The organism is Streptomyces sp. QH1-20 (genome assembly GCF_041283565.1).
Lineage (GTDB): Bacteria > Actinomycetota > Actinomycetes > Streptomycetales > Streptomycetaceae > Streptomyces > Streptomyces syringius.
Map to the genome: position 1 here is coordinate 1837473 of NZ_CP166299.1, position 26842 is coordinate 1864314.

Annotated in this window: 22 protein-coding genes and 1 tRNA gene; 6 read left to right on the top strand and 17 right to left on the bottom strand. The window is 72.1% G+C overall.

Features of this window, described 5'->3' with window-relative positions:
- Positions 1 to 20: 20 nt before the first annotated feature.
- The gene (locus AB8O64_RS08175) at positions 21 to 209 is read left to right on the top strand and encodes a DUF5703 family protein (RefSeq protein WP_106678739.1); all 189 of its coding nucleotides are present in this window, start codon (positions 21 to 23) and stop codon (positions 207 to 209) included.
- A 99-nt stretch (positions 210 to 308) separates the two neighbouring features.
- Here AB8O64_RS08175 and AB8O64_RS08180 read toward each other — a convergent pair whose 3' ends face one another.
- From AB8O64_RS08180 to AB8O64_RS08190, 3 genes are all read right to left on the bottom strand, one after another.
- A complete protein-coding gene (locus AB8O64_RS08180) occupies positions 309 to 1169 on the bottom strand; it encodes a chaplin family protein (protein ID WP_370418567.1) in 861 nt (286 codons plus the stop codon).
- A gap of 137 nt (positions 1170 to 1306) precedes the next feature.
- Complete coding sequence (locus tag AB8O64_RS08185) at positions 1307 to 1540, bottom strand: chaplin (protein ID WP_370418568.1); 234 nt, start codon at positions 1538 to 1540, stop codon at positions 1307 to 1309.
- Between the two features lie 143 nt (positions 1541 to 1683).
- Positions 1684 to 3018: a M20/M25/M40 family metallo-hydrolase gene (locus AB8O64_RS08190; protein WP_356454724.1), complete on the bottom strand. Its 1335-nt coding sequence runs from the start codon at positions 3016 to 3018 to the stop codon at positions 1684 to 1686.
- A 226-nt stretch (positions 3019 to 3244) separates the two neighbouring features.
- Between AB8O64_RS08190 and AB8O64_RS08195 the strand changes: the two genes are divergently transcribed.
- A tRNA-Leu gene (locus AB8O64_RS08195) sits at positions 3245 to 3332 on the top strand.
- Between the two features lie 72 nt (positions 3333 to 3404).
- On the opposite strand, the gene AB8O64_RS08200 is transcribed toward AB8O64_RS08195, so the two are convergent.
- The 5 genes from AB8O64_RS08200 to AB8O64_RS08220 all read right to left on the bottom strand — a co-directional run bounded on the left by AB8O64_RS08200 (position 3405) and on the right by AB8O64_RS08220 (position 11875).
- A complete protein-coding gene (locus AB8O64_RS08200) occupies positions 3405 to 4268 on the bottom strand; it encodes an esterase/lipase family protein (protein ID WP_370418569.1) in 864 nt (287 codons plus the stop codon).
- 176 nt (positions 4269 to 4444) lie between these two features.
- Positions 4445 to 5488 (bottom strand): hypothetical protein, encoded by a 1044-nt coding sequence (locus AB8O64_RS08205; protein ID WP_370418570.1) that lies wholly within the window; start codon positions 5486 to 5488, stop codon positions 4445 to 4447.
- The gene (locus tag AB8O64_RS08210) at positions 5485 to 8949 is read right to left on the bottom strand and encodes a DNA polymerase III subunit alpha (RefSeq protein WP_370418571.1); all 3465 of its coding nucleotides are present in this window, start codon (positions 8947 to 8949) and stop codon (positions 5485 to 5487) included. The genes AB8O64_RS08205 and AB8O64_RS08210 overlap by 4 nt, the downstream gene beginning before the upstream one ends.
- Before the next feature lie 123 nt (positions 8950 to 9072).
- On the bottom strand, positions 9073 to 10593 hold the full coding sequence (locus AB8O64_RS08215; protein ID WP_370418572.1) for a hypothetical protein: 1521 nt from the start codon (positions 10591 to 10593) through the stop codon (positions 9073 to 9075).
- Between the two features lie 223 nt (positions 10594 to 10816).
- On the bottom strand, positions 10817 to 11875 hold the full coding sequence (locus AB8O64_RS08220) for a vWA domain-containing protein (RefSeq protein ID WP_356454767.1): 1059 nt from the start codon (positions 11873 to 11875) through the stop codon (positions 10817 to 10819).
- A 236-nt stretch (positions 11876 to 12111) separates the two neighbouring features.
- On the opposite strand from AB8O64_RS08220, the gene AB8O64_RS08225 reads away from it, so the two are divergent.
- From AB8O64_RS08225 to AB8O64_RS08235, 3 genes are all read left to right on the top strand, one after another.
- Complete coding sequence (locus tag AB8O64_RS08225; RefSeq protein WP_370418573.1) at positions 12112 to 13155, top strand: DUF3533 domain-containing protein; 1044 nt, start codon at positions 12112 to 12114, stop codon at positions 13153 to 13155.
- Between the two features lie 147 nt (positions 13156 to 13302).
- The gene (locus AB8O64_RS08230; protein ID WP_370418574.1) at positions 13303 to 14778 is read left to right on the top strand and encodes an NAD(P)/FAD-dependent oxidoreductase; all 1476 of its coding nucleotides are present in this window, start codon (positions 13303 to 13305) and stop codon (positions 14776 to 14778) included.
- A 776-nt stretch (positions 14779 to 15554) separates the two neighbouring features.
- Entirely contained in the window at positions 15555 to 15992 is a 438-nt protein-coding gene (locus tag AB8O64_RS08235) for a subtilase-type protease inhibitor (protein ID WP_365209047.1), read from the top strand.
- Positions 15993 to 16152: 160 nt separating this feature from the next.
- On the opposite strand, the gene AB8O64_RS08240 is transcribed toward AB8O64_RS08235, so the two are convergent.
- From AB8O64_RS08240 to AB8O64_RS08275, 8 genes are all read right to left on the bottom strand, one after another.
- Positions 16153 to 17226 carry a S1 family peptidase gene (locus AB8O64_RS08240; RefSeq protein WP_370418575.1) on the bottom strand — a complete coding sequence of 358 codons (1074 nt, stop codon included), beginning with the start codon at positions 17224 to 17226 and terminating at the stop codon, positions 16153 to 16155.
- Between the two features lie 286 nt (positions 17227 to 17512).
- The gene (locus tag AB8O64_RS08245) at positions 17513 to 18496 is read right to left on the bottom strand and encodes a slipin family protein (protein WP_370423819.1); all 984 of its coding nucleotides are present in this window, start codon (positions 18494 to 18496) and stop codon (positions 17513 to 17515) included.
- Between the two features lie 204 nt (positions 18497 to 18700).
- Positions 18701 to 19624: a S1 family peptidase gene (locus AB8O64_RS08250; protein WP_356454699.1), complete on the bottom strand. Its 924-nt coding sequence runs from the start codon at positions 19622 to 19624 to the stop codon at positions 18701 to 18703.
- A gap of 246 nt (positions 19625 to 19870) precedes the next feature.
- On the bottom strand, positions 19871 to 20665 hold the full coding sequence (locus AB8O64_RS08255) for a DUF1684 domain-containing protein (RefSeq protein WP_370418576.1): 795 nt from the start codon (positions 20663 to 20665) through the stop codon (positions 19871 to 19873).
- Positions 20666 to 20678: 13 nt separating this feature from the next.
- Positions 20679 to 21755, bottom strand: a complete 1077-nt coding sequence (locus AB8O64_RS08260) for an LLM class flavin-dependent oxidoreductase (protein WP_370418577.1) — start codon at positions 21753 to 21755, stop codon at positions 20679 to 20681.
- A complete protein-coding gene (locus tag AB8O64_RS08265; RefSeq protein ID WP_370418578.1) occupies positions 21752 to 22780 on the bottom strand; it encodes an LLM class flavin-dependent oxidoreductase in 1029 nt (342 codons plus the stop codon). The genes AB8O64_RS08260 and AB8O64_RS08265 overlap by 4 nt, the downstream gene beginning before the upstream one ends.
- A 45-nt stretch (positions 22781 to 22825) precedes the next feature.
- The gene (locus AB8O64_RS08270; RefSeq protein ID WP_370418579.1) at positions 22826 to 23011 is read right to left on the bottom strand and encodes a hypothetical protein; all 186 of its coding nucleotides are present in this window, start codon (positions 23009 to 23011) and stop codon (positions 22826 to 22828) included.
- 501 nt (positions 23012 to 23512) lie between these two features.
- Positions 23513 to 24736: a DUF5685 family protein gene (locus tag AB8O64_RS08275; RefSeq protein ID WP_370418580.1), complete on the bottom strand. Its 1224-nt coding sequence runs from the start codon at positions 24734 to 24736 to the stop codon at positions 23513 to 23515.
- Positions 24737 to 25007: 271 nt separating this feature from the next.
- On the opposite strand from AB8O64_RS08275, the gene AB8O64_RS08280 reads away from it, so the two are divergent.
- Positions 25008 to 25451, top strand: a complete 444-nt coding sequence (locus AB8O64_RS08280; protein WP_130877026.1) for a cell division protein SepF — start codon at positions 25008 to 25010, stop codon at positions 25449 to 25451.
- Between the two features lie 187 nt (positions 25452 to 25638).
- Here the strand turns inward: AB8O64_RS08280 and AB8O64_RS08285 are convergent, their stop codons facing one another.
- A complete protein-coding gene (locus AB8O64_RS08285) occupies positions 25639 to 26826 on the bottom strand; it encodes an acyl-CoA dehydrogenase family protein (protein WP_370418581.1) in 1188 nt (395 codons plus the stop codon).
- Between the last annotated feature and the right edge of the window lie 16 nt (positions 26827 to 26842).

Consider the following 26842-nt stretch of genomic DNA (forward strand, 5'->3'; position numbering starts at 1 on the left):
GTTCCCGCACAATAGATGCGATGCCGGAATACGAATTCTGTGATGTGTATGTGCCTCGAGGGGTCTCTCGAGGAGCAGCCACTCGCTTGCTGACCGACCATGCCGAGTACGGACACTGGGAGTTGGACCGACTGCGTCTTTATCCCGACGGCAGCCGCCGGGTGCGGCTGCGGCGTCGGATCATCCGCCAGGTGCGTGCCACGTGGTGAAAGCGTACGGAGCGGGCCCCGCCACTGCGGGACCCGCTCCGTGCTGTCGGCCTGGCTGCCGGCCCCGGACTAGTGCCGTCCGGGATCAAGCGGTGTGATTCAGCCCTGCGCGGCACGCGCGCGGCGGTAGAGCACCGCGCCGCCGAGCAGGAGTCCCACGGCCGGGACGGCGATGCCGAGCTGGCCCGCACCGGTGTGCGCGAGCTCGCTGGCCTTGGCCACCGGGAAGGAGGCCTCCTCCTGGTGGGCGGCCTTCACCTCGGTCGGCGGCTTGGCGTGACCGGCCGGCTTGTGGCCGGGCTTCTCCGCCGTCGGGGTGTGCTTCGCCGGGGGCTTGTGACCGGGCTTCTCGGCGGGCGGGTTGTGCTTCGCCGGGGGCTCGTGCGGGGTCGGGTGGCCGGGCCGCTCGTGCGGCGGCTTGTGACCCGGACCCTGCGGGCCGTGGCCGCGGGCGTGGCCGTTGTTGACGCACTCGTTGCCGGTGGCGGGGTTGCCGACACCGACGACGTCGACGCTGTTCCCGCACGCGTTGACCGGCACCTGCACCGGGACCTGGACGGTGTTGCCGGACGCGACGCCCGGCGAACCGACGCTCTTCCCGTCGGCGCCGGAGCCGTGACCGCCGCCGTGGTGGCCGCCCTTTCCGTGACCGTGGTGACCCTGGCCGTTGCCGTGGTTGCCGTGGCCCTTGTCAGCGTGCTTGCCGTGGCCGCCGGACACGTTGGCGCACTTGTTGCCCGAGGCGGGGTTGAGCAGCCCGACCACGTTCACCGTGTTGCCACAGGCGTTGACCGGCACGTGCACCGGGACCTGGACGGTGTTGCCGGACGCGACGCCCGGCGAGTGCGCGGCGGTGCCCATGGCACCCGAGTCCGCGTGTGCGGCGTAGCCGCTGGTCACGGCGAGTACGCCGCTTGCCGCCGCTGCTGTGAGCAAGCCCTTCTTGGCGACCTGTCGCATAGCTATTCCTTCTGCTTCTACCAAGCGGAATGCGCACGGCCGAGTCGGCCGTGCGCCGAATGCCCAGCGACCCCGGAGCGCATGGCGCGCACTCCGGGGCCGCCTTGATTCACACCCTTACGGGCTGAGGAACAACGTCAGTAGTTGACGCAGGTGTTACCGAAGGTGGGGTTCAGCAGCCCGACGACGTTGAGGGTGTTGCCACAGGCGTTGACCGGCACCGCGACCGGCACCTGGACGACGTTGCCGGAAGCAATACCGGGCGAGTTGACGGCAGCCCCCTGGGCGCCCGAGTTCGCAGCGGCCACACCCGCACCGGCGAGCACGAGACCACTGGTGGCAGCCGCAGCAGCGACAACCTTCTTGAGCATGGGGTTCCTCCTTGTTGGCAATGCGGTCCCAGCCGCGGACCGCATAGATGTAACGACGAGGAGGTGGGCGAGCTACGTGATGCTTTGGCCATTCACCCTTTCCGGTTAAGTGCACGGCGGAAGCGCACACGTTGACGAAATGCTCAGGCCTCGTCCAGGAACCGGTCGAGCACCCGCGCGCCGAACTTCAGTCCGTCGAGCGGCACTCGCTCGTCCACGCCGTGGAACATCCCGGCGAAGTCCAGCTCCGGCGGCAGCTTGAGCGGCGCGAACCCGAAGCCGCGGATGCCCAGGTCGTCGAAGGACTTGGCGTCGGTGCCGCCCGAGAGCATGTACGGCACGGCGCGCGCGATCGGGTCCTCGGCCCTGAGCGCCGTCTGCATGGCGTCGACCAGCTTGCCGTCGAAGGTGGTCTCCAGTGCCTTGTCGGCATGGACGTCCTCGCGCTTGACCTTTGGCCCGAGGATCCGGTCGAGGTCGGCGAGGAACTCCTCCTCGTACCCCGGCAGGAAACGTCCGTCGACGTGGGCCGTCGCCTGCCCCGGGATCACATTGACCTTGTACCCCGCGCCGAGCATCGTCGGGGCGGCGGTGTTGCGCAGGGTCGCCCCGATGAGCTTCGCGATGCCGCCGAGCTTGGCGAGGGTGGCTTCCATGTCCTCGGGGTCGAGCGGGGTGCCGAGCGCGTCGGACAGCTCGTCGAGGAAGGACCGCACGGTCTTGGTCACCCGGACCGGGAACCGGTGCCGGCCGAGCCGGCCGACCGCCTCGCACAGCTCCGTGATCGCGTTGTCGGTGTTGGTCATGGAACCGTGCCCGGCGGTGCCCTCCACCGTGAGCCGCATCCAGTGCATGCCCTTCTGGGCGGTCTCCACCAGATACAGCCGCAGGTTCTCGTTGACGGTGAAGGAGAAGCCGCCGACCTCGCTGATCGCCTCGGTCACCCCGTCGAAGAGCCCGGGGTGCTTGTCCACCAGGAAGCGGGCGCCGTAGGTGCCACCGGCCTCCTCGTCGGCGAGGAAGGCGACGACGACATCGCGCGGCGGCTTGCGGCCGGAGCGCATCCGGTCGCGGACGACGGCGAGCGTCATCGCGTCCATGTCCTTCATGTCGACCGCGCCGCGCCCCCACAGGCAGCCGTCCGCGATCTCGCCCGCGAAGGGGTGGTGGGTCCAGTCGTCGGCGTCGGCGGGCACGACGTCGGTGTGGCCGTGGATCAGCAGCGCGGGCCGGGAGGGGTCCTCGCCCTCGATCCGCGCCACCGTCGAGGCCCGTCCCTTGTGGGACTCGAAGATCTGGGGTTCGAGCCCCACCTCGGCGAGCTTCTCGGCGACGTACTCGGCGGCGGCCCGCTCACCGGGGCCGGAGTGGTCGCCGTAATTGCTGGTGTCGATCCGGATCAGATCACGACAGAGGTCGACGACCTCGTCCTCGGCGCTCGGGCCCGTTCCGCTACGGCCCGGCTTCGACTCGCTCACGCTGCCTCCTCGTGGTTCGCCGCCGGGTGCCGCCACAGCCCGGCGGCACCCGGCGTGGGTCCACGGCCATCCTCTCTCTCCCACCCGCACAGCCCAAGGCCGCAATGCTGCCGACACACGCCCGTCACGAGTCCCCCGGGGCGCCCGGCCGGGTGATCGAGCACCCCTGGATGTTTGCTATTGTTTTCCTTGTCGGAAGGGCAGCGGCCCCGAGGACAGACACCTTGTCCGGGTGGCGGAATGGCAGACGCGCTAGCTTGAGGTGCTAGTGCCCTTTATCGGGCGTGGGGGTTCAAGTCCCCCCTCGGACACCAGTGAAAAACCCCAGCTCAGCTGGGGTTTTTTGGTTTTTGCGGCCAGTCGGCGCCCGCGCGGTGCAGCGAAGGTCAGCCGGCGCAGGTGACCGGGGTGGCGTGGGCGGGGTCGAGGGCGTTGGTGATCTCGTGGAAGGCCAGGCGGTCGAGGACGCCGATCGCCACGTGTCCGGAGAGGTCGAGCGCGCAGCGGTCCTGGATGAGGATGTTGGTGACGTCGGGGCCGGAGAGATATCCGGACCGGTACGGCGTGACGATCTCGTCGTACTTCGTCGCGATCACCGTGTAGCGGACGCCGGGCACCGTGTCGCCGCCCTCGTTCAGGCGCCGCAGGAAGTCGGAGCCCGCCGCCTGGTCGGTCAGCCCGGGGGTGAGGCCGTGGATCGCGTCGCGGGCGCCGGGGACGATGTCGAGGAGCTTGGTCAGGCCGAGCAGGGTCGTGCCGTGGTTGTCGGGGGCGATGCCGACGAGGGCATTCACCTTGGCCGCGCCGCCGAGGAATTTGAGGTAGTGGCGCGGCATCAGACCGCCCTGGGAGTGGCCGACCAGGTCGGCCTTGGTCGCGCCGGTGGCCGCCAGGACCTTGTCGACGAACGCGGAGAGCTGTTCGGCCGACTTCGCGACCGGGCCGAGGCCGTGGAAGAAGGGCACGCCCGGCAGTTGTCCGTAGTCGAGGGAGAAGACGCAGTAGCCGCGACCCACCAAGTGGGGGGCGAGGGTGACCCAGTTGTCGACGGAGTTGGCGAGGGTGCCGTGCACGAGCACGACGGGCCGGGGGTGGGCGGCGGTGGGCTTGCAGGAGTAGTCGTTCCACCCGCTGCTCACGGCCGGGGCGCGGGTGGGGGCGGCGGCTGCGGCGCTCGGGGCCGCCACGGCGGCGAACGCCAGGGCGAGAGCGGGCAGAAGGGTGCGGAGGGGTCTCCAGGTCAGCGTCATCCGAACACCTCGTGAGGGAGTGATGAGCACACTGATGTCCACCCGGTGATCCGGGTGGCGGCAGGCCGGAAAGCGGGCTGAGGGCCCGTCACATTACTTTCGAGTAGGATGCGGGCCCGTCAGACCCCGGTCAATATAGGCGACCTGAACGGACCATCGGCCCCCCCTGCGCTCGCTCACGCCACGTCCAGCGTCGCCGCCGGCCCCACCGCGGCCACCCCGAAGCGCGCCCGCGCCCGGTCGACGGCTGCCTCGACGCGGTACGCCTTGTCGTCCGTGAGGTCGAAGGTCAGCTGGCGCGAGGCGAGTGCGGCGTCGCCGAGCCCCTCCGCGCGCAGTGCCACGGCCCGTACCCGGGCGCGCTGCAGTCCGAGTGCGCCGTGCAGCGCGTATGCCGTGGCGGTCAGTGCCGGGGTGTGCGCGGTGGGCTCGGCGAAGGTCCTGGAGCGGGTGGTCGAGGAGCCGTCGGCGTAGCGGACGGTGAGCGTCAGCCCACGGGCCACCTGTCGGCCCTCCCGCAGCCGGGCTCCCAGGCCGTCGGCAAGGGTGAGGAGTGCGCGGCGGCGGTACTCCGCGTCCAGTTCGTCGTGGGTGAAGCGGTGCTCGGCACCCATCGAGCGGGCCCGTTCGTCGGGGGTGACGGGGGTCGGGTCGATGCCGCGCGCCCGTTCGTGGATCCGGCGCCCGGCGGTCGCGCCGAGGATGCGCTGCAGCGCGGACAGCGGCGCCTCGGCGATCCGGCCGATGCTGTCGAGGCCGTACGAGCACAGGGTGCGGGCGGTGGCGGGACCCACCCCGTGCAGCGCGGCGGCGGGTCTGCGCGCGAGGAACGCCGCCACCGTGTCCGGGTCGCCGGACAGCCCGCGGACCGCTCCGGGGGCCCCGTCCTGGGCGACCATCCGCGCGAGCATCGGATTGCCCGCGATCCCGACCGTGCAGTCCACGCTGTAGTGGGCGAGCGACCGGATCCGCAGGATGCCGGCGAGTTCGGCCGGATCGTGCCCGAAGTAGCGCAGCGCGCCCCGGACGTCCATGAGCGCGGCGTCGGGGGGCAGCGCCTGGACGACGGGGGTCACCTCGGTGAGGAGGGCGAGCAGCCCGTCGTAGGTCTCCTCCTCCAGGGCGGCCCCGGCGGCGGGGTGGAAGTGCACGTACAGGACGGTGCCTCCGCCCCCGGTGTCGGGAAGGGGCGGGACCGGGGAAAGCCTTCGCGTGTTCATCCCGCACTCCCCTGGCTCGCGTGCCACAGCTTGCGCCCCGTGGCCGCCCCCTCACCCGCCGGCCGCAGATCCGCCCACGGATGCATGGCGTAGCCGGTGGACATCCGGATGCGCCGGTCCGGGACCGCACCGGCGGGAACCGTGGGATGCGCCAGCACCGCCGCCACCGCGTCCAGCCCGCCCTCCGCGCGCAGCGCGGTGAGCTCCGCCAGGTCCCACGCCGCCGCGCCCACCACACTGAGGCTGCGCGGGCCGCGGCGCTGCACCACTCCGCGGACCAGCAGCAGCCAGGAGTGGAAGACCGTGTGCGCGCACGCGGCGTGGGAGTCGTCGAAGAAGGCGCAGTCGACCAGGCCCGTGCCGTCGTCGAGGGTGGTGAAGACGACCCGCTTCCCCGAGCGGATCGGCGGGGTCTGTACGGCGGCCTTGGCGCCCGCGACCAGGACGGTCTCGCCGTGCCGCGCGTCGCGCAGCCGCTTCGCCGGCAGTGCGCCCAGCTCCGCCAGGAACTCGCGGTGGTCGGACATCAGATGGCGGGAGGTGTCCATGCCGAGCACGCTCAGCTCCGCGCCGAGGCGCTCGGCGTCGTCGAGGTCAGGCAGCCCGACCGGCTCGGCCCGCGCGCTGTCGACCAGCGGCAGTTGGGCCGTGGCGCCGCGCTGCCGCCGGTGGAGTTCGGCGATGTGCAGGAGCAGGTCCCGGCGGTTGGTGCCGAAGGCGTCCAGCGCCCCGACCCGCGCGAGCCGTTCGGCGACGGGCCGGGAGGGGTGGGCGCGCAGCCACAGGTCCTGGAGCGAGGTGTACGGGCGGCCGGCGGTGATCCGGTCCGTCTCGGCCTCGGTGATGCCGTGCACCTCGGAGAGCGCGAGCCGGATGCCGTACCCCTTCTCCTCGGACACCAGTTCGATCCGATAGGCCGCCGCCGACCGGTTCACGTCCAACGGCAGGATCGGCACCCCGCGCCGCCGCGCGTCCGCCAGCAGCAGTCGTTTCGGGTACATCCCCGGGTCGTGCGTGAGCAGCCCGGCGTAGAAGGCCGCCGGGTGATGCGCCTTCAGCCAGGCGGACTGGTAGGTGGGCACGGCGAAGGCGACGGCGTGCGCCTTGCAGAAGCCGTACGAACCGAAGGCCTCGACGATCTCCCAGGTGCGGCGGGCGACGTCGGGCGGGTAACCGCGTCCCGCCGCCTCGGCCGCGAACCAGGCCCGCACCCGGCCCAGCAGCTCGGGGTCGGACAGCGCGCGGCGCGTCTCGTCCGCGAAGTCCCGGTCGCAGCCGGTCATGATCCGCAGGATCTCGATGATCTGCTCGTGGAAGACGACCACGCCGTAGGTCTCGCCCAGCGCCTCCGCCAGGTCCGGGTGCGGGAAGCGGACGGGTGCCCGCCCGTGCCGGGCGTCGATGAAGGGCCGCACCATGTCGGCCGAGACCGGGCCGGGCCGGAAGAGCGAGATGTCGACGACGAGGTCGTGGAAGGTCGACGGCTGGAGCCGCCCGATCAGGTCCCGCTGGCCGGGTGATTCGATCTGGAAGCAGCCGAGGGTCTCGGTGGACCGGATCAGCTCGTAGGTCGCCCGGTCGCCCGGCTTCACCTGGGCGGGGTCGTCCAGGTCCAGCCGGTGTCCGGTGGCCCGTTCGATCTCCCCCACCGCGTGCGCCATGGCGGACTGCATCCGCACCCCCAGGACATCGAGCTTGAGCAGCCCGAGGTCCTCCACGTCGTCCTTGTCGAACTGGGACATCGCGAACCCCTCGCCGCTGGTCGGCACGACAGGGGTACGGCCGCGCAGGGTCGCGTCGGACAGCAGCACCCCGCAGGGGTGCATGGCGATACCGCGCGGCAACGCGTCCAGCGCCTCGACGAGCCCCCACAGTCTGCTGGCGGCGGGGCCGTACCGTCCGGCGGCGACACCACGCAGCTCGGGCAGTTCCGCCAGGGCGGACCGGGCGTCGCGCGCCCGGATGTGCGGGAAGGCCTTGGCGAGCCGGTCCACCTCGGCGGGTTCCATGCCGAGGGCCGCGCCCACGTCCCGTACGGCGTGCCGCACCCGGTAGGTCTCGGGCATGGCGACGGTCGCGACCCGCTCGGCGCCGAACCGGTCGAAGATCGCGCGGTAGACGTCCAGGCGGCGCGCGGACTCGACGTCGATGTCGATGTCGGGCAGCGCGGCCCGGTGCCTCGACAGGAAGCGTTCCATCAGCAGGCCGTGCTCGACGGGGTCGGCGTGGGTGATGCCCAGCAGATGGTTGACGAGGGAGCCCGCGCCGGAGCCCCGGGCGGCGACCCGGATGCCGAGCGCGCGGGTGTCGTCGACGACCTGGGCGACGGTGAGGAAGTACGAGGCGAAGCCGCGCTGTTCGATGGTGCGCAGTTCGAGGTCCAGCCGGTCCCAGTAGCGGCGGTCGCGGTCGTGGCGGCGCAGCACCAGGCCCGCCGCGCAGCGGGAGCGCAGCACGCGGTCGGCGGTGCGCGGGCCGGCTCCGACCAGGTGGGGCTCGGGGAAGTGGACGGACCCCAGGCCCAGGTGGTCCTCGGGGTCGACGAGACACGCGGCCGCGGTCTCCTCGGTCATGGTGAGCAGCCGGTGCGCGGTGTCGCGCCGGAAGCCGGCGGCCTCCGTGATCCGGTCGGCGAGGGCGGCCATGTCGCCGGGCCCCTTGAGCCAGCGCTCACCGCTGTCGAGCCCTTCGGGCCTGCGGAGGTCGATCGGCACCAGCCGCCGGGCCGCGTCGAGGACGTCGGCGACGGGCCCCTGTCCGGGGTCGGCGTAGCGCACGGCGTTGGTCAGGACGGCCCGTACGCCCTGTTCGACGGCGAAGCCGGTGGTACGGGCGGCGAGCCGCAGGGAACCGGGGCCGGTGCCGGTGCGGCCGTGGCAGACGACCTCCAGCCGCAGGGCGGCACCGAACCGTTCACGCCAGGGGGCGAGCAGCCGCGCGGCCCGGTCGGGGCGGCCGGCGGCGAGCGCGCGACCGACCTCGGAGTCCGCGCCGAGCAGCACGGTGACCGGGGAGTCCCCGGTCGTGGCGGACACCGTGCCGGCGAGACCGGAGAGGTCCTCCCAGGTCAGTTCGGGCCGTTCGGTGCCGCCCGCGTGGGCGGCGGAGACCAGGCCGCACAGCGCCGCCCAGCCGGCCGCGCCGTGCCGGGCGAGGAAGACCGCGCGGGGCGCGGACTCGTCGACGAACGCCCCGCCGCGCACGGGGGTGCGCCGCCGGACGGTCGGGCTCGCCTCGGGCTCGGGTTCCCGTACCGCCAGGTCCACGCCGAACAGCGGCCGGACCCCGGCCTTCGCGCTCGCCTTGGCGAACCGGACCGCCCCGGCGAGGCTGTCGCGGTCGGTGAGGGCGATCGCGTCCATGCCGCGCTCGGCGGCCCGCTCGGCCAGCCGTTCCGGGTGCGAGGCCCCGTACCGCATCGAGAACCCCGACGCGGTGTGCAGGTGCGTGAACCCTGCCATCGCACCTCCTGCGCTTGTGCACCCCCTGACCGAACCTGACCCCCTCCTGTATCCACCATAAACCAACTCTCGAACATTCGTACGAACACATTCGGCCGCCCGGTCGTACGTGCCCGTTCCGGGTCAGGGGGCGGGCTTGCCGGCGGGCCGTCCGGTAGTGGGTCGTTGTTCGAGGGTGATGTCCACGCCGCGGGCGCTGTGGTGGGAGACCGGGGAGAAGCCGGCGCGGGCGAGGGCCCGCTCCTGGGAGGCGGTGGCGCGGGTGGCTGCCTGGCGGGCGCCGGAGGAGAGGTGGTTGCAGGTGATGTGCCAGACGCGGGGCGTGTGGGCCAGACGCCGCTGCAGGAGGTCCGGGTCGGCGGGCAGGTTGTCCAGGGCGCCGAATCCGGCGGCCGTCCGGGCCGTGCCCAGGTCGGGGCGGCCCGTGAACGCCTCCTTGAAGGCGGTGGCGATCAGGCCGCACCGGGCGCCGCTGAAGAGGACGGCGTCGCCGGGGGCGTCGTGGATACGCAGGGTTCTGATCACGGCACGGGTGTCCCACTGGCGGCTGTCCTCCTGCCGGATGGCGAGGTGGGACGCGGCGAGGGGGACGGCCGCCAGGAGCACGAGCAGCAGTTGCCGGCGCGGAGGGACGACCGTGACGGCTGTCGCGAGCAGCAGGGCCAGGGCCGGCAGACAGAAGAGCAGGTAGCGGTAGGCGAAGAGGGGGTGGCCGAGGGAGACCACCATGAGGAGCAGCGGGGGGACGGCCAGCCAGGGCACACCGACGGCGAGGGCCAGGGGCGGGGCCGTGCGCCGGTGCACCACGAGGAGGGCCAGGGCGGCGAGGGCGGTGAGGGTGAGCAGGAGTTTCAGTGCAAGGGGGAGGGTGTCCTGGCCGGGGGTGAGGAGCCAGGTGAAGTAGTTGAACAGCGTGGTGACGGTGACGGGTGCGGCGTCGCCCACGGCGGAGCTCTGGGCGGAGGCGAGGACCAGCAACGGGACGACGGCGGCGATGCCCGCGGCCTGGGCCAGCAGCAGGTGCACGACGACGCGGCGGCCGGGGCGCAGGAGGACCACGGTGACCGCGTGGGCGGCCAACAGCAGCAGCCCCAGCACGTTGAACCAGCCCAGCAGGGCTATCAGTACGGCATAGCCGGTCAGCCACCGGCCCCGGGCACGGCCGGCCAGGACTTTCACCAGGGCGCCCGTGGCCAGCACCGCCACCGCCATGACGAAGGCGAACGAGCGGGCCTCCTGCGCGTACCGCGACGCGGTCGGCAGAACGGCGAGCAGCAGCCCCGCGCACAGCCCGAGACGCGGGCCGCCGAGCAGCCGTCCCAGCCATGAGAGGCCGGCCACCGCGACGGCCACCGCCACCGCGGAGGGCACCCGCGTCAGGAACTCATTGAGCCCCCCGTTCGCCTGCCCGACCAGGTACATCAGCACGTAGTGCAGGCCGTGCACCGCGTCGACCTGCCCGAGCAACTCCATCATCTGTGGCCAGGACCGCCGTGCCACGTCGATGGTGACGATCTCGTCGGTCCAGGCGGAGGGCTCGGTGTTCCCCCAGATTCCGAGGACGAGCCCGAGGACCGGCGGCGTCCACCCGGCCGCGCGCATCCAGCGGGCACGGCCGGCGGACGCGCCGGGTATGACAGGCATCGAGGGGTGGGGCGAGGTGGCTGTCACGGTGATGCTTTCGTCGCTGGCACTCCCGCACCGGGCGGTGCCGGGACGGGCGGCGAAACAGCACCGTGTGTGACACCGCGCAGAATGCACCCCCGCGTTCGGTACATTATGCGTATTACGGACCTGTAGCCAAAAGAGTGGGGGCGCCCCCGTACAGCCCCGTACGCCCCCGTACAGCCCCGTCGGCGGCAGGCCCTCAGAGCATGATGAGCAGCCGCGTCTTCGGCTTGAGCTTCCTGTTCACCGAACGGCTCTGCACATAGACCTCCAGCTGGGGATTGTTCCCCGCCTTCACCGAGACGGTCCCCTGGATTCCGGTGCCGAACAGAAGGCTGCGCGCCGCGTCGCCCGTGTAGGCGCGGTCGGTGTCCTTCTCCACCACGATGACTTCTTTGTTCGGCTGGACCTGGGCACGGGCACCCAGCTGGTAGTAACAGGCACCGCGTTCGTACGTCACGCCGGGATGCGAATCGACGAAGGGGCGGATCTCGACCTCCTTGTCGACCTTCAGAAGCCGGTACATGTTCGCGGGAATCGGTTCGAGATTCGCCCGCACCTCGTCGATCGATATGTCCTGGCCGACGGCGAACAGATTCTTCGTGCCGCGCACCCCCTGCTCGCGGGCCCGGAGGAAGCTGGTGGCGGCAGCGCGCACGGTGCCGATGGCCTCCTCGACGCCCTCCTGGGAATCCGCGTCCCAGATGGCGATGTTTCCGGCCGGGAAACCGTAGTTCTGGGCGGTCCGCTTGGCCAGGGAGTTCGGCACGAGGATCGCGGAAGTCCAATGGCCCGGCAGCCCGCCCATCCTCGCCGCGATCCTGTCGAGCCACGGACCGAGAACGGCCATGTCGCCGTCGTGCCGCCGGTCACCGCCGGAGGCGTTCTCCTCGCCGTCCGTCACCACGATCTGGAGGAAGCTGTGCTCACCGTATTCCTCCCAGATATGCCCCAGGTCGTCCAGGGACTTCAAAGAAGCCTCGATGAGTGCCGTAGCGCCATTGTTGACCCGGTACAGCCCCCGCATGGACGGCAGATGCTTCACGTCCATGTCCCACACCAGATTCTCCACCCGGTGGTCGAAGGAATAGAGGCTGATCCGGGTCTCGTGGCCGAGGCTGTCCGACTCGGCCTTCAATCCCGCCACGAACTCGTCCACCACACGCACGAGTTGATCCTGGTGCGGGCGCATGGAACCAGAACAGTCCACAACCAGCGCGACGTGATTCACCTTGTGCTGAAGCCTGTTGGCGGACATGGTGGTGCTCCTTCTCCGAAGTTCGCCGAGTGATTTCACTGTATGGGGAGGCACTGACAACGGCGCCTGACGCTCCGGCACCTGCCGCCCTCCCCCGGGGCGTGGCGCTCCGCACCCGCACCCGCACCCCGGCCCGCCCGAACGGCCCACGCCACCTGCGGCAATCCCTCCGGACCCGCACCATGAGGACAAAAGGATCACACCGGAGAACGAACCGGCGCGGCGAGGAGCGACGCATGGCCAGCTATATGACCGGCGGCACCCATCCCTCCTTCCTCCAGGAGGTGCGGAACGCGGTGACCGGCCGTGCCGCGCTGCTGGTGCTCGGGGTCCTGGTGCTCCAGCTCGCGTTCATCACCTCCTACATCGGTGCCTTCCACAGCCCGAAGCCCACCGACATCCCGCTCGGCGTCGTCGCCCCGCAGCAGATCAGCGGGCAGCTGACGGAGAAGCTCGGGGCGCTGTCGGGCGACCCCCTCGACCCGCGCGCCGTCGACGACCGGGCGCAGGCCGAGCGGCAGATCCGCGACCGCGACACCGACGGGGCGCTGATCGTCGACCCGCGCGGCAGCACCGACACCCTGCTCGTCGCCAGTGGTGCCGGCGCCTCGCTCTCCCAGGCCGTCGAGACGGTCGTCACCCGCGCCGAGCGGGCCGAGAAGCGCGAGGTGAAGGTCGTCGACGTCGCCCCCGCCGCCCGGGGCGACGCCCGGGGGCTGTCCTCGTTCTATCTGGTGGTGGGCTGGTGCGTGGGCGGGTACCTGTGCGCCGCGATCCTCGCCATCAGCGCGGGCGCGCGCCCCGCCAACCCCCGGCGGGCCTTCGTCCGGCTGGCCGCGCTCGCCCTCTACTCGATCGCCTCGGGCCTGGGCGGCGCCGTCATCGCGGGCCCGGTGCTCGACGCGCTGCCCGGCAGCATCCTCGGCCTGTGGGGCGTGGGCGCGCTGGTGGTCTTCGCGGTCGGCGCCACCACGCTGGCCCTCCAGGGGCTGGCGGGCGTCCTCGGCATCGGCCTCGCCATCGCGGTGGTCGTGGTGATGGGCAATCCGAGCGCGGGCGGCGCCTACCCCTATCCGCTGCTGCCGGGCTTCTGGCGGGCCGTCGGCCCCGCCCTCCCCCCGGGTGCCGGCACCTGGTCCGCCCGTTCCCTCGCCTACTTCGGGGGCAACGCGCTGACGGGCCCGCTCCTGGTGCTGTCCGCGTGGGCGGTGGCGGGCACCGTGATTACTTTCGTATGCGCCGCGTTCCGGCGGAAGACGCACGGCCTGACGCCCTCTTGAGGCTCCGGGCCCGGCGCTTGGAAGCACGCGCGCGCCGACAGATGCTCTGGTGAGCGGTGGTATCGGCCGGGCCGCGAGGCCACCCTGGTGAGGTGGGCTCGGACTGCGGAGGCGCGCCGACGCCTCCGGCGGAAGGGGGAGGCGGCTGTGGCGTTCGGAACGGGCGATGACCGGGGCGGAATCCGGAGGCCACGCCGCTGGGACCGCGCCGTGGTGATCGGCGGGGGCTACGCGGGACTGCTCGCCGCCCGGGTGCTCTCGGAGACCTTCGCCCGTGTCACCATCCTCGAGCGCGACCGGCTGCGCCCCGGCGGCGGCCCGCGCGACGGGGTGCCGCAGGCCCATCACCCGCACGGCATGCTCGCCCACGGCGGCCAGTTGCTGGAGGCCCTCTTCCCCGGTCTGCGCGGCGAGCTCGCCGCCCTCAAGGCCCCCGTCTTCGACTTCGGCACGTCCTACCGCACCCTGCTGCCCACCGGCTGGGCGCCGCGCACCCCCCTGGGCATACCGCTGCAGTCGTTCAGCCGGCCCACGCTGGAGGACCGGCTGCGCAGGCGCGTCAGCGCGCTGCCCGGGGTGCACACCCTCGACGGCTTCCACGCCGACGGCCTGGTCATCGACCGCGGCACCAATAGGGCACGCGCGGTCACCGGCCGTCGGCTCTCCCAGCGGCCCAGCGCCGACAGCCTCACCATCGAGGCCGATCTGATCGTGGACGCCACCGGGCACGCCTCCCGGCTGCCCCGCTGGCTGGAGAAGGCCGACTTCCCCCGCCCCGAGCAGCTCGTCGTCGACGCCCGGCTCACCTACACCTCACGGCTGTACCGGATCCCCGAGTCCGGGCAGCGGCACGACTGGCTCGCCTCCGTCGAAGCCCCGTACGCCCCCGGCGTGCCGCGCGGCGGCGGCATCCTCACCGTCGACGGCGGGCGCTGGATCGTCTGCCTCATCGCGGCGGCCGGCGAGCTGCCCCCCACGGACGAGGCGGGGTTCAAGGAGTTCGCGGCGACGCTGCGCAATCCCGATGTCGCCGCGTGCGTGGCGGAGGGCACCCCGCTCTCCCGCGCCCACCGCTACACCCACCCCGGCAACCGCTGGACGCTCTTCCACAAGGTGACCCCCTGGCCGGACGGGCTGATCGCGCTCGGCGACTCGGTGTGCACCTTCAACCCCGTCTACGGCCAGGGGATGACCGTCGCCGCCGCCGAGGCCACGCTGCTGCGCAGCATGGTCCGGCAGTGCGCCACCGCCGGGGACCCGGCCGGGCTCGCCCAGCGGTTCCAGCGGCGCTGCGCCCGGATCGTCCGCGTGCCGTGGACGCTGGCCACCGGTGTCGACCCGGCCGGCCGCGCCTGCCGGCCGTCGATGGTCCACCGGATCGCCCGCTGGTACGTGCTCAATCTCCTCGCCGTCCTCCCCGACGACCCCGCGGTCTACCGCCGGTTCGCCCGCGTCCAGCACATGCTCGGCAGCCCGGCGGGCCTGGTCCACCCCGCGGTGCTGCTGCGTCTGCTCCGCGCGGCGCCGCGCAAGGACGCGCTGCTGCCGTTGCCCGGGCCGACGTTCGGCCCCCTGCCGGGCTCCTTGTCCGGACCGCTGCCCGGGCCGTTGCCCGGCGAGTGAAGCCACGGGCGGCGGCGCGGAGCACCGTCCCGCGCCACCGCCCGTCCCCTCCACGAGCGGCGGCGCGGAGTTTTCACCCCGGAAGTCACATGGTCGCGGCGAGCAGCTCCCGCGTATAGACGGCCTTCTGGCTGTGCGTCATGCGAGCGGGGGCGAGCGCGAGGAGTAGCGGCGGTGTCGGGAAAACGAGCGGCGCTTTGCATACGAACGTGAAGGCGGGGCCGGGCGGGCGCGGGGGCGGCACCCGGCGGAACGACGGTGAACGGGGCCGTGCCGGTCCCGTCCCGTCGGACGACGCGAACGGCAGTGACGCAAGGGCCGTGTGGGACCGGGTCCGACGGTCCGCCTGAGTGCTCTTCGGCCATTGCTGCGGCACTCCTGAATCGCTGCGGACGCCGCACCGTCATCGGGCGGGCCTCTTTTCGGCCGGACCCCCGGGGGCTCTCCAGCCGGACCGCCAAGTCTTCGATCCCATGGTCAGTTGCGCCAAAATTCACCCCCTTGAAGCCTTCGCTTCGGTTTTGGCAATGATTTCAAGGGATCCCCGCTGGTCAACACTCCCGAAACATTAATTCCCACCATTCCCACCCAATCCTGGCCCCCGTCGACGCCCGTCACTCCCTTGAGGACACTCGCGAGACCTGCCTCACACGAAATCACGCCACTACACAGGGTTTTCAACCAGCGACTGAAAGTGTTCGATCGGTGTGCGTTCATGCTCGGGTTACGCAAGACTCCGTCCGTTATCTGAAGCAACCACCAAAGGAGTGTTCGTAATGCGGTACATCACTGGGGGGATCGCGCTGGGCGCCGCCGTGGCGCTGGGCGGCCTGCTGAGCGCCGGAACGGCGGCGACCGCCGCACCCTCCGCGCAGACGCAGAGTCTGTTCGCGCCCTCTGCACTGGTGCTGACCGTCGGTGAGGGCGAGAGCGCGGCGGACTCGGGCGTACAGCGCGCGGTGACGCTCAACTGCACGCCGAAGGCCTCGGGTACCCACCCGGCCGCGCGCGCCGCGTGCGACCAGCTGCGTGCCGTCGACGGGGACTTCAAGGCCCTCGTCACCACGAAGTCCGACCGGATCTGCACCAAGGAGTACCGCCCGATCGTCATCACCGCGGAAGGCGTCTGGGACGGCCACCGCGTCTCGTACGAGCACAAGTTCGCCAACCCGTGCATGGCGTCTGACGGCAAGGGCGTCGTCTTCGAGTTCTGAGGCGAACCGCCCCCGAACGACAGCCCGGCATGACCCGCACGACCTGCACGACCTGCACGACCCGCGCAAGGGAGCGGCCCCCGGACACCGTGGAGGTGTGTCCGGGGGCCGCTGTCCGTGGGTGCGGACCGGCTTCGCTCCGGGTCCGCCATGGGATCCGCTACGGGAGGGTCGCGCCGTAGGCCGCCAGGGCCTCCCCCACCGGCTGATAGTAAGTCGTACCGCCCACGACGCAGTTGCCGGTGCCGCCCGAGGTGAGCCCCAGCGCCCGGTCACCGGCGAAGAGCGCACCGCCGCTGTCGCCCGGTTCGGCACAGACGTCGGTCTGGATCAGTCCGGTGACCGTGCCCTCCTGGTAGTTCACCGTGGCGTCGAGGCCGGTGACCTTGCCGCGGTGCAGCCCGGTCGTGGAACCGCTGCGCGCCACGCGTTCCCGCAGGACCGCGTCGCGGAAGCCGTTGATGGTCTGCGACCGGCCGCCGCCGAGGCTGACGGAGCCGCGGGGCGCCACGGTCGGGTCGGTGTACTCAGCGAGGGCGTAGTCGTTGCCCGGGAAGCCGGCCCCGAGGGTGCGGGCGATCACCGCGCCGCCCCGGCTCACGGACCAGTCGGTGACGGCTTTGCCGCAGTGACCGGCGGTCAGGAAGGCGGGCCTGCCGCCCCTGTCGACGTTGAACCCGAGCGAGCAGCGCGCGGAAGGCCCGTGGATCGCGTCACCGCCCCGGACGAAGCGCATGAGCCGGGCGGACGACTTCCGCACCACCACCGCCTCGCCGAGGGAGCCGACGACCTTGTTGAGACGCGTCAGCTTCTCGCCCGTGACGGTGGGGTCGGCGGTGACGACGACGCGGTTGGCCCTCGGGTCCGCCACCCAGGCGGTACCGGGGATCGCGGCCCGGGAGGCCAGCACGGTCTGCGCGGAGGCGAGCCGGGCTTGCGAGAAACGGACGACCCTGGGCTCTGCGCCGGCCTCACGGACCTCGCCCGCGGCCTTCCGGTCGGTGATGTTGACGACGAGCTTCCTGGCCGCCGCGTCGTAGTACGAACCGGCCCCCACGTCCTTCAGCCGAGCGGGAAGCGTTCTCGCGAGCTGCCCGGCCGAGGCCGCGGACATCGCGTGCGGCTCCGGGGCGATCGACGCGTCGGCGTGCTGCGGACCGAGGGTCACTGCCGCGAGGGCGGCCACCGCCACGGCGGCCAGGGCGGTGCGCGCGCGCATCAGGCTGGGCTTCAACTCGGCACCTCCGGTGGGGTTGGGCCCGGCGGTAGGGCGGCCTGGGCCCGGAGGACAGGCGACACAGGCCCGCCTCCCCTGTACGAAAGGCGCGTCCATGCCAAGTTGCCCGTCGAGTATCCCGACCGGCGGAGGGAGTGCACAAGTATGAATTCCGGTTGCGCGCATGGCTATGCGCACGCCGAGGGCGCACGCGGCACACTCACGGGCGCGCGGGTCAGCCGTGAGGTGAGTCAGGCGTTACGGAAGGGCGTGGAGGCGTAACTCCCGGGCCGGGAAAGCCCGTTCACACCGGTCCGGGCGGTGTTCTTCCGGTGCCGTGCTCCGGCGGTTCACCGGTGCCCGGCATCTCGTCATCAGCCCGGACGGACTGCGGGAACCCGGGCGGCAGCGCGGCGTCCGAGGCGGGCGACGGATCCAGCGGCACCGACTCGGGAGCGGGCGCCACCGGATCCGCAGGGGGCGGGGCCGGCTGCGGAGCCGGGGGCGTGGCGGCCGCGGGCGGGCCCTGCTGGGCCGACCGCTCCAGGAAGCGCAGCAGCTCCACGGGGAAGGGCAGCACCAGCGTGGAGTTCTTCTCGGCGGCGACCGCCACGATGGTCTGCAGGAGCCGCAGCTGGAGGGCCGACGGCTGCTCGGACATGGTCGCGGCCGCCTCGGCGAGCTTCTTCGACGCCAGCAGCTCGGCGTCGGCGTTGATCACGCGGGCCCGGCGCTCGCGCTCGGCCTCCGCCTGCCGGGACATCGAGCGCTTCATCGTCTCCGGCAGCGAGACGTCCTTGATCTCGACGCGGTCGATGTGCACGCCCCAGCCGATGGCGGGGCTGTCGAGCATCAGCTCCAGGCCCTGGTTGAGCTTCTCCCGGTTGGAGAGCAGATCGTCGAGGTCGCTCTTGCCGATGATCGAACGCAGCGAGGTCTGGGCCATCTGGGAGACCGCGAAGCGGTAGTCCTCGACCTGGATGACGGCCTCCGCCGGGTCCACGACCTTGAAATAGACGACCGCGTCGACCCGCACGGTCACATTGTCCCGGGTGATGCCCTCCTGCGCGGGGACGGGCATGGTGACGATCTGCATGTTCACCTTGCGGAGCCGGTCGATGCCCGGCACGATCATGGTGAACCCCGGTGGACGGATCTCGTCCCGGAGCCGGCCGAGTCGCAGCACCACGCCGCGCTCGTACTGCTTGACCACCCGGGCCGCCGACGCCACGTACAGCACACCGGCTGAGCCCGCGGCCACCGCCGCCACCACCAGCTCTTCGAGCATCACGACCCCCAGCCATCCGCATCGGGTGTCGTCTACCACGGTATGCCCCCGAAGGGCAGGGGTCGAGCCCCCGATCCGGGCACGGATCGGGGGCTCTGGCACCCGCCGGCCGCAGGCGAGGGGGAAGAAGGTGCGTGCTCGCGGCCGGAAGGAGGTCGGACGGGTTCAGATGTCGTGCGTGGTGCGCTCAGGTGTCGACCGGTGTCAGGGGATGGTCACGTTGTAGGCGTTCAGTGCCTCGACGACCGGCTGGAAGAAGGTCGTGCCGCCGGAGCGGCAGTTGCCGCTGCCGCCGGAGGTGAGGCCGAGTGCGGTGGAGCCGGCGAACAGGGCGCCGCCGCTGTCGCCGGGTTCGGCGCAGACGGTGGTGCGGATGAGGCCGGAGACCACATCGCCGTTGCCGTAGTTGACCGTGGCGTTGAGGCCGGTGACCTTGCCGCTCTTGAGCCCGGTCGTGGAGCCGCTGCGCTGGACGCTCTGTCCCACGGTCGGGTTGGCGGCGGAGGTGATCTTCTGGGAGCTGCCGTTGTAGAGGTTGACCTCGCTCGGGTGCGCGAGCGAGGTGTTGGTGTACTTCACGATCCCGTAGTCGTTGCCGGGGAAGCTCGATCCGGTGGTCGGGCCGATGCTGGTCGTGTGACCGGAGTTGCTGTAGTAGGCGGGGTTGCCCTCGGTGCAGTGGCCGGCGGTCAGAAGGTAGTACGTGCTGCCGCTGCGGACGTTGAACCCGAGCGAGCAGCGCCAGCTCGGGGCGTAGATGGCGTCGCCGCCGCGCAGGAACTTCGAGAAGGTGCCGGCGACCCGCTCGACGCGTATCGCGTCGGCGTTGGCGCCCGCCTCCCGTTTGATCTTCGCTATCTCCGCCGCGGAGACGGTGGAGTCGGCGGAGACCAGGAGCGTGCCGGTCTTCTTGTCGACCATCCAGGCGGTGCCCGGGACGTCAGCGGTCCGCACGGCCGCACTCGCGGCGGACAGCTGGGAGGCGGTAGCGGGCGTGGCGGCCGAACCGGCCTCGGCGTGGGCGTTGGTGACGACGAGTGCGGACGCGGCCGCGAGCGAGGATGCCACGGCGATCAGCCGGGCACGTCTCGCGGTACCGCTGCGGGGGGTGGTGCGCTTGATCCTCACGTTGTTCCTCCCGAGTGGGGTCGGGGGTCCGCCGAGCGCGCGGGCCCGTGAGGCGCAGCCAAGAGGCACACCGGGTTCCGCTTTCGCCGTGCCCCTGACAAGCGCTGTTCGGGAGTATTCGGTCCGTGGACCTTGCGGCGCAAGAGCACCTTTCGGACGCCCGTCCGGGCATGACCGAGGGCCCCGACGGCCTGTGCCGCCGGGGCTGGAGCGGGTCGACCCACCGGGTCGTACCGCTTCGACGGGTCATCGGCCGATGGGGTTCCGCTCCCCCGCCGGGATGGCGACCGGCAGGGTGTTGCCGGGCGGCGGGAAGGGGCAGACGAAGTGGTCGGCGAAGGCGCACGGCGGCAGCAGCGCGCGGTTGAAGTCGACGGTCACCTTGCCGTCGGCGTCGGGCGCCGGCGGCCGCAGGAAGCGGAAGCGGTAGCTGGACCTGCCGCTCGTGCCGTCGGCGAACACCGTCCACAGCGAGCCGTCGGCCTCGGTCGCGACCTGGAGCGTGTGCGGCTCGCCGTCGACGGTGAACGCCAGCTCACCGGCGAGGCCGAGCCCCCGCTCCCGCCCGTCGGCGTTTTCCACCGCGACCGTGCGGCGCTCCTCGTAGGGGCGGAACAGCCCGGGCAGCACCCAGCGTTCGTCATGGTCGAAGACGTCGATGCCGGTGAACTCCCGGCGCCTCGCCGCGTCGGGGTCGAAGACCCGGACCGCCCACAGTCCCTCACGGCGCAGCACCGGCAGCCGCCGGTCGCCGTGCGCGACACGGGCGGTCTCGGGCCCGCCGTCGACGGTGAGCCGGACCGTGCCCGTGAACGGCCGCCCGTCGAGGGTGAGACCGTCCGCCGCGGTGGCGGTGAGCAGCACGGCGTCACCTTCGTCCGTCCACTGTCCCGGGGCGGCCGGAATTCGTCCCTCCAAGTTATGGGCGATATCGGCGAGCCAGTATGTGCCGATGAGCGCGAGCGGCCCGTACGGTGCTGAGACCGCCTCGGTGCGCTGCTCGCGCCACGCCTTCCACTGCTGTTGTGCGTCAGAGCTCATGGCCGTCAACCTTTCACGCTATTTTCACGGCGGGCAGCGGCAGGCCGAGGTGCTCGCGAAGAGTCGAGCCCGTGTACTCCGTACGGAACGCGCCACGCTCCTGGAGCAGGGGCACCACCCGGTCGACGAAGTCGTCGAGCCCGTCCGGGGTGAGGTGCGGGACGAGGACGAAGCCGTCGGCGGCGTCCTCCTCGACGCACCGCGTCAGCCCGTCGGCGACCTCCGAAGGGGTGCCGACGAAGGACGGCCGTCCGGTCGTCCCGATCGCGGTCTGCCGTACCGGGAGCCCCTCGGCCTTCTCCCGGGCCTCGGCGGCGGTGTCGCCGAGGACGAAGGTCACCACCGGCATGATCTTCAGGCCCTCGGGCCGTCGGCCGTGCGCGGCGAGGCGGCGCTCGACGTCGGCGTGGAGGGCACGGCCCGCCTCCGGGGTGCCGTGCCGGGTGAGGATCACATCGGCGGTGACGGCGGCGTCGCACCCCTCCTCGACGTCGCCCGCCTGGATGACGACGGGGTGCCCCTGGGGTGGGCGCGCCACGTCGAACTCCCCGGCGATGTCGAAGTGCCGCCCGTGGTGGGCGAAGGGGCGGGGCGTCCCGTCGGGCGCCCAGGAGTCCCACAGCTCGCGGGCGGTGGCGACGAACTCCGCGGCGCGGGTGTGGCTTCCGGCCCGGTCGAGGCGGCCGCCGCGCCGGAAGTTCTCCCCGGTGAGGGCGTCGGAAGAGATGACCACGTGCCAGGCCGCGCGCCCGCCGCTGAGGTGGTCCAGGGAGGCGAGCCGACGGGCGAGTTCATAGGGCTCGTGGAAGGTGGCGTCGACCGTCGCGGCCAGGCCGAGCCGCTCGGTGACGGCCGCGAGGGCGCTGAGCACGGTGAGCGACTCGGGCCGGGCGGCCACGTCGAGGTCGTGCACCGGCCCCTGGTGCTCATGCGGCCGCGGCCCCTCGGCGAGGAGGAGGAAGTCGAACAGCCCGCGTTCGGCGGTGCGCGCGAGGTGTTCGAAGCCGGCGAAGTCCGCCCGGCCGGTGGTGTCGACGCCGGTGAAGAGCGCGGCGAGATGGAGCTGCCGCTGCCCGGTGCGGGTGGTCATGCGGTCTCCCTGGCGCGCGCGGAGCGGTTGGCGGGGCGGGGCAGACACAGGTGCTCGCGGAGCGTCGCGCCCGGGTAGAAGGAGCGCGGCAGGCCGCGGTGCTGGAGTACGGACACGGTGCCGTCGACGAGCAGCGGGAGGTCGCGGTCGACGTCCGTCGGCCGGAAGTGGAAGCCGTCCACCACCCCGTCCGCGTACCAGGTGCCGACGAGGTCCGCGAGGGCGACGGCATCGCCGCTGGTGTGCAGCGCGACGGACAGGGAGGCGAGGACCACGGTCCGGGCGGGGTCGCGGCCCTCGGCTCGGACGCGGCGGCGTAAGTCGTCGGCGGCGGCACGGACCGCCCTGAGGCCGCAGGCGTTGCGGGTCCGGATGAACGCGACGTCGGCGTGGCGGGCGGCGGCCGCGCGGGGCAGCGGATCGGTGGCGTCGACGGCGACGACCGGCCGGCCCTGCGGGGGCCGTGGCACGACGGCGGGTCCGCGGACGCTGAAGCGGGGGCTCTCGAAGTCGACGCGGTGCAGCTTGGCGTGGTCGGTGCACCGCCCGGTCGCCGCGTCGCGGATCTCCGCCCCGTCCTCCCGGCTGTCCCAGAGCCGGGTGACGACGTCGGCGACCGCCTCCGCCTCCCGCCACAGCTCCGCGGCGGGCAGGGCGGCCCGGCGGCCAAAGTGCCGTGCCTCGGCCCCGTCCGCACAGACCCCGACCGACCAGCCCGCCCGGCCGCGGCTCACCCAGTCCAGGGTGGCGAGGGCGGAGGAGACGTGGAAGGGCTCGGTGTAGGTGGTGGTGACGGTGGGCACCAGCCCGATCCGCCGGGTGGCGGGCGCGACCCGGGCCAGCGTGGCGAGGGCGTCGGGGCGGCCCCGCCCCCGCCGGGGCGGGGTGAAGCCGTCGCCGAGGGTGACGAAGTCGAGCCGACCGCGCTCGGCGAGAGCGGCCGCGCGGACGTACGGCTCGGCGTCGAAGTCACCGGGCCGGTCGATGGCGACGGCCAGGTGCAGGGGCCGGGTGGGTACGGGCATGGGGGTTCCCTGGGTAGGTGTGGGGTGGGTGCGGTCGCGCGGAGTTCAGGCGTCGGCGCCGAGCGGGCCGCGACAGGAGAGCCGGCGCGGGAAGCTCAGGGCGGCGGGGCCGTCGTACTGCCGGAAGGCCGGCACCTCGGGCGCGGACCGCCGGGCCTCGACGACGAAGGGGACGGGCGCGGCCGACAAGTCGCCGGGGAGAGGGGCCGGGTACGAGAAGCACGCGGGCATGCGCAGGCTCCGTGGATGCAGAGAGCGAACACGGGACGGTGGCGCCTTCAGCTTTGGCCGCGCCCCTCAGCACAGGCCAAGGGTTGAGGCTATGGCGAGGCCACGGCCCCCTGTCAAGCCTGTCCGAACTGTGAGCACCGCGTCTCACGGGACGGCAGGTAAGGGATTGACGCGGAAACAGATGACTGTTCCACTTACCCCATGAACTCAGGGCAACGGCTGGTCACGCGGGGCCACATCGACTTCGGTCGGGTGTGGTCGGCGTCCTGTACGGGCTGACCCCGCCTGTCGCTGCCCGACGCCGGCCCGCCATGTCATGGCGCGACCACCGGCGTTGACGGGGCAGCCGAGGCACCCCGCCCGTCATCACGCCGTATCAGCGCGTCTTCACATCCGCGACCGTCGGCCGCACCCCTCCCCTCGCACCATCCTGCTTCCCCAGTTCGGTCAGCCGGGCCGGAGGCGACACGTCTCCGGCCCGGCACACCTGCCTATGTGGCGTCAGCAGTCACAGCCGCAGTCGCATCCCTCGCAGCACTTACCGCAACAGTCACAGCAATCACAGCAGTTGCCGCAGTCACCGCAGTTATCGCAGCAGTCGCACTTGTGGCACCAGCCCTCACGCTTCTCGCCGTCCCAGGGGTCGTTGTACTCACCGCTGCAACAGATCTGGCACGAACAGAAGAGCGCGGACCACACCGCGCAGCCGGCCAGCAGCCCGCGGCGCCTGCCCTGCCTCGGCGGCTCCGGCGGCGCGCCGGGCGGCATCACCGGCGGCGGCCCGAAGGCGCCTTGGTGCTCCTGGTGCGCCTGTTGCCCGTCGGCCCCTTGATGGGCCTGGTGTCCGCAGCCGGAGGTGCCGAACGCCCGGTCGACCGCGCGCTCCAGCTCGTGCACCAGCAGGAGGTGCGCGAGTTTGCCCTGCCCCTTGCTGCCGAACTCGACCTCGCGCAGCGCCAGCCGCACCCCGTGGGCGGCGTCGTCACACAGCCGCCGCGCCTCGGCGAGGTCCGTCCCCGTCGCGGCGATCGGGTTCCACGCGCCGGCCTCGGCGTCCTCGGCCAAGTCCTCGACGGCGTCCAGCAGATGCGCGAGCCGGCCGAAGAGCCGGCCCGCCTCCTCCAACGGCGCCCGGTTCTCCGGCCGTCCGGCCAGCACCGCGGTGTATCCGAAGGCGGCGGCGGTGGCCGTCTCGGTCGGCTCGGTGACCTCCAGCAGCGGTGTGCCGAGACCGGCCAGCGCCTCGATCCCCGACTGCCGCTCGACCGCCTCGACCAGCACGGAGGTGTCGAACCCCAGGTCCGAGCCGGTGCGTGCGCCCGCCCGGTCCCACTTGGCGGCGACCTTGCGGGCCGCGGCCGCCACGGGCCGCCGCGCCAACATTCCGTCACCGTCGGCGACATGGTCGCGCATCTTCGCCGAGGCCAGCACGAGCGAGACGGAGGCCGCCAGCCGCGCGCCCTCGCCCTTCGCCACGGACGCGGTGCGCATGCCGCGCAGCGGACACGGCCCGGCCGTACGCCGCCAGGAGTTCGCCCCCTCGGAACGGGGCGACTGCGCCTCGACAAGGACGGATATGATCAGCCCGTCATAATTCGTGGCTATTCGCGCGAACTGACCGTGGTCCCCCCTCAGGGTGAGACATAGTCCGCAGAGATGGGCCATCCACTCCGCCCGCATCCCTTCGGACAGCCGGTGCCTGCAAGGCCTGATAATCCCGAACAAATCCCGCCCCCGTGTGTGGTGCCGATCAACCCGGGCATCCTATTGACCGGAGGAACGCGCCGAGCCGGGGCCCACACCCCGATCGCCGTCGCATATGCCCAGGTCCAGCGCCTGTGGCGGACATCTCGGGGTTTCTGACGCATCGCCAACCGCTTTGCACCAGATGCGTCACGAAATCCACGTGTGGCGGCTATCCACTTGGCACATCATCCGCATCATGGACGACCATAGAGGAGCGGGCGGAACACACCGCGTGTGAGAGGAGGCGTCCATGGGATCGGTGCGCAAGGCGAGTGCCTGGCTTGGCCTCGTCGACGACAGCGATGACGAGCGCTACTACGACGACGACTACGCCGACGCCGAGGGACCGGTGCCCGGCGACTCCTGGGTGACCAACCCGAAGGTGCTGGTGACCGACGAGGCCGCGCAGGAGCAGGGCACCCGCATCGCCACGGTCACCCCGGACGGCTTCCGGGACGCCCGCGGCATCGGAGAGCTGTTCCGGGAGGGTGTCCCGGTGATCGTGAACCTCACCAGCATGGAACCGAACGACGCCAAGCGCGTCGTGGACTTCGCGGCCGGCCTGACCTTCGGCCTGCGCGGCACGATCGAGCGCGTGGCCAACCGCGTCTTCCTGCTCACCCCCGCCGACTACAAGGTGGTCAGCGGCGAGCACTCCGGCCGCGCGAACGGCGGCTTCTTCAATCAGAACTAGTGGTTTCCGGCTGGGGGTCCGGGGGTCGCTCCCCGGGAGACACAGCAATCAGAACCAGTGGTTTCCGGCCGGGGGTCCGGGGGTCGCTCCCCGGGAGACACAGCAATCAGAACCAGTGGTTCCGACCGGGGTCCGGGGGTTTTCGGAGCCGAGTGAGCATGGGGGTCTAAACCGACAGGGGGGTGGCTCACCGGAACGCGTCGAGCCCGGTGAGCGCCTTGCCCAGCACGAGCTGGTGCATCTCGACGGTGCCTTCGTAGGTGAGCACCGATTCCAGGTTGGTGGCGTGCCGCATCACGGGGTACTCCAGCGAGATCCCGTTCGCGCCGAGGATCGTACGGGCCGTACGGCAGATCTCGATCGCCTCCCGCACGTTGTTGAGCTTGCCGAAGCTGACCTGCTCCGGCCGCAGTTTCCCCGCGTCCATCCGCCGCCCCAGGTGGTGGGCGAGCAGGATGCCCTTGTGCAGCTCCACCGCCATGTCGGCGAGCTTGGCCTGGGTGAGCTGGAAGCCGCCGATCGGCTTGCCGAACTGCTCCCGCGTCCTCGCGTAGTCGAGCGCCGACTCGAAGCTCGCGCGTGCGGCGCCCATCGAGCCCCAGACGATCCCGTAGCGGGCGTGGCTGAGGCAGCTGAGCGGCCCGCGCAGCCCGGTGACCTCCGGCAGTACCGCGTCGGCGGGCAGCCGTACCTCGTCGAGGACGAGCTCGCTGGTGACCGAGGCGCGCAGCGACCACTTGTGCCGGATCTCGGGGGCGGAGAAACCGGGACGGTCGGTGGGGACGACGAAGCCGCGGATGCCGTCGTCGGTCTGGGCCCAGACGACGGCGACCCCGGCCACCGAACCGTTGGTGATCCACATCTTGCGGCCGGTCAGCACCCAGTCGCCGCCGTCGCGCTTGGCGTGGGTGCGCATGCCCGCGGGGTCCGAGCCGTGGTCGGGTTCGGTGAGCCCGAAGCAGCCGATGATCTCGCCGGCGGCCATGCCGGGCAGCCACTGCCGCTTCTGCTCCTCGGAGCCGAAGCGGTGGATGGCGTACATCGCGAGGGAGCCCTGGACGGAGACGAGCGAGCGGATACCGGAGTCCGCGGCCTCCAGCTCCAGACAGGCGAGGCCGTACTGGACGGCGCTGGCGCCCGCGCAGCCGTAGCCGGTGAGCTGCATGCCGAGGGCGCCGACGGACCCCAGCTCACGGGCGAGTTCACGGATGCCGGGCAGTTCGCCGCGCTCGTACCACTCGGCGATGTGGGGCAGCACCCGGTCGGCGGCCCACCGGCGGACGGTGTCGCGGACGGCCAGGTCCTCGTCGGTCAGCAGATCGTCGAGGCCCAGCGGGTCGCGCGGGTCGAACGACGGCAGCGTGCGTACGGACATGCTCGGCCTCCGGCTC

Excerpts from the sequence above, each read along its gene's own strand:
- AB8O64_RS08175 (WP_106678739.1), top strand. The coding sequence starts at position 21 with ATGCCGGAATACGAATTCTGTGATGTGTATGTGCCTCGAGGGGTCTCT.
- AB8O64_RS08180 (WP_370418567.1), bottom strand. The coding sequence starts at position 1,169 with ATGCGACAGGTCGCCAAGAAGGGCTTGCTCACAGCAGCGGCGGCAAGC.
- AB8O64_RS08185 (WP_370418568.1), bottom strand. The coding sequence starts at position 1,540 with ATGCTCAAGAAGGTTGTCGCTGCTGCGGCTGCCACCAGTGGTCTCGTG.
- AB8O64_RS08200 (WP_370418569.1), bottom strand. The coding sequence starts at position 4,268 with ATGACGCTGACCTGGAGACCCCTCCGCACCCTTCTGCCCGCTCTCGCC.
- AB8O64_RS08205 (WP_370418570.1), bottom strand. The coding sequence starts at position 5,488 with ATGAACACGCGAAGGCTTTCCCCGGTCCCGCCCCTTCCCGACACCGGG.
- AB8O64_RS08210 (WP_370418571.1), bottom strand. The coding sequence starts at position 8,949 with ATGGCAGGGTTCACGCACCTGCACACCGCGTCGGGGTTCTCGATGCGG.
- AB8O64_RS08215 (WP_370418572.1), bottom strand. The coding sequence starts at position 10,593 with ATGCCTGTCATACCCGGCGCGTCCGCCGGCCGTGCCCGCTGGATGCGC.
- AB8O64_RS08220 (WP_356454767.1), bottom strand. The coding sequence starts at position 11,875 with ATGTCCGCCAACAGGCTTCAGCACAAGGTGAATCACGTCGCGCTGGTT.
- AB8O64_RS08225 (WP_370418573.1), top strand. The coding sequence starts at position 12,112 with ATGGCCAGCTATATGACCGGCGGCACCCATCCCTCCTTCCTCCAGGAG.
- AB8O64_RS08235 (WP_365209047.1), top strand. The coding sequence starts at position 15,555 with ATGCGGTACATCACTGGGGGGATCGCGCTGGGCGCCGCCGTGGCGCTG.
- AB8O64_RS08245 (WP_370423819.1), bottom strand. The coding sequence starts at position 18,496 with ATGCTCGAAGAGCTGGTGGTGGCGGCGGTGGCCGCGGGCTCAGCCGGT.
- AB8O64_RS08255 (WP_370418576.1), bottom strand. The coding sequence starts at position 20,665 with ATGAGCTCTGACGCACAACAGCAGTGGAAGGCGTGGCGCGAGCAGCGC.
- AB8O64_RS08260 (WP_370418577.1), bottom strand. The coding sequence starts at position 21,755 with ATGACCACCCGCACCGGGCAGCGGCAGCTCCATCTCGCCGCGCTCTTC.
- AB8O64_RS08265 (WP_370418578.1), bottom strand. The coding sequence starts at position 22,780 with ATGCCCGTACCCACCCGGCCCCTGCACCTGGCCGTCGCCATCGACCGG.
- AB8O64_RS08270 (WP_370418579.1), bottom strand. The coding sequence starts at position 23,011 with ATGCCCGCGTGCTTCTCGTACCCGGCCCCTCTCCCCGGCGACTTGTCG.
- AB8O64_RS08280 (WP_130877026.1), top strand. The coding sequence starts at position 25,008 with ATGGGATCGGTGCGCAAGGCGAGTGCCTGGCTTGGCCTCGTCGACGAC.
- AB8O64_RS08285 (WP_370418581.1), bottom strand. The coding sequence starts at position 26,826 with ATGTCCGTACGCACGCTGCCGTCGTTCGACCCGCGCGACCCGCTGGGC.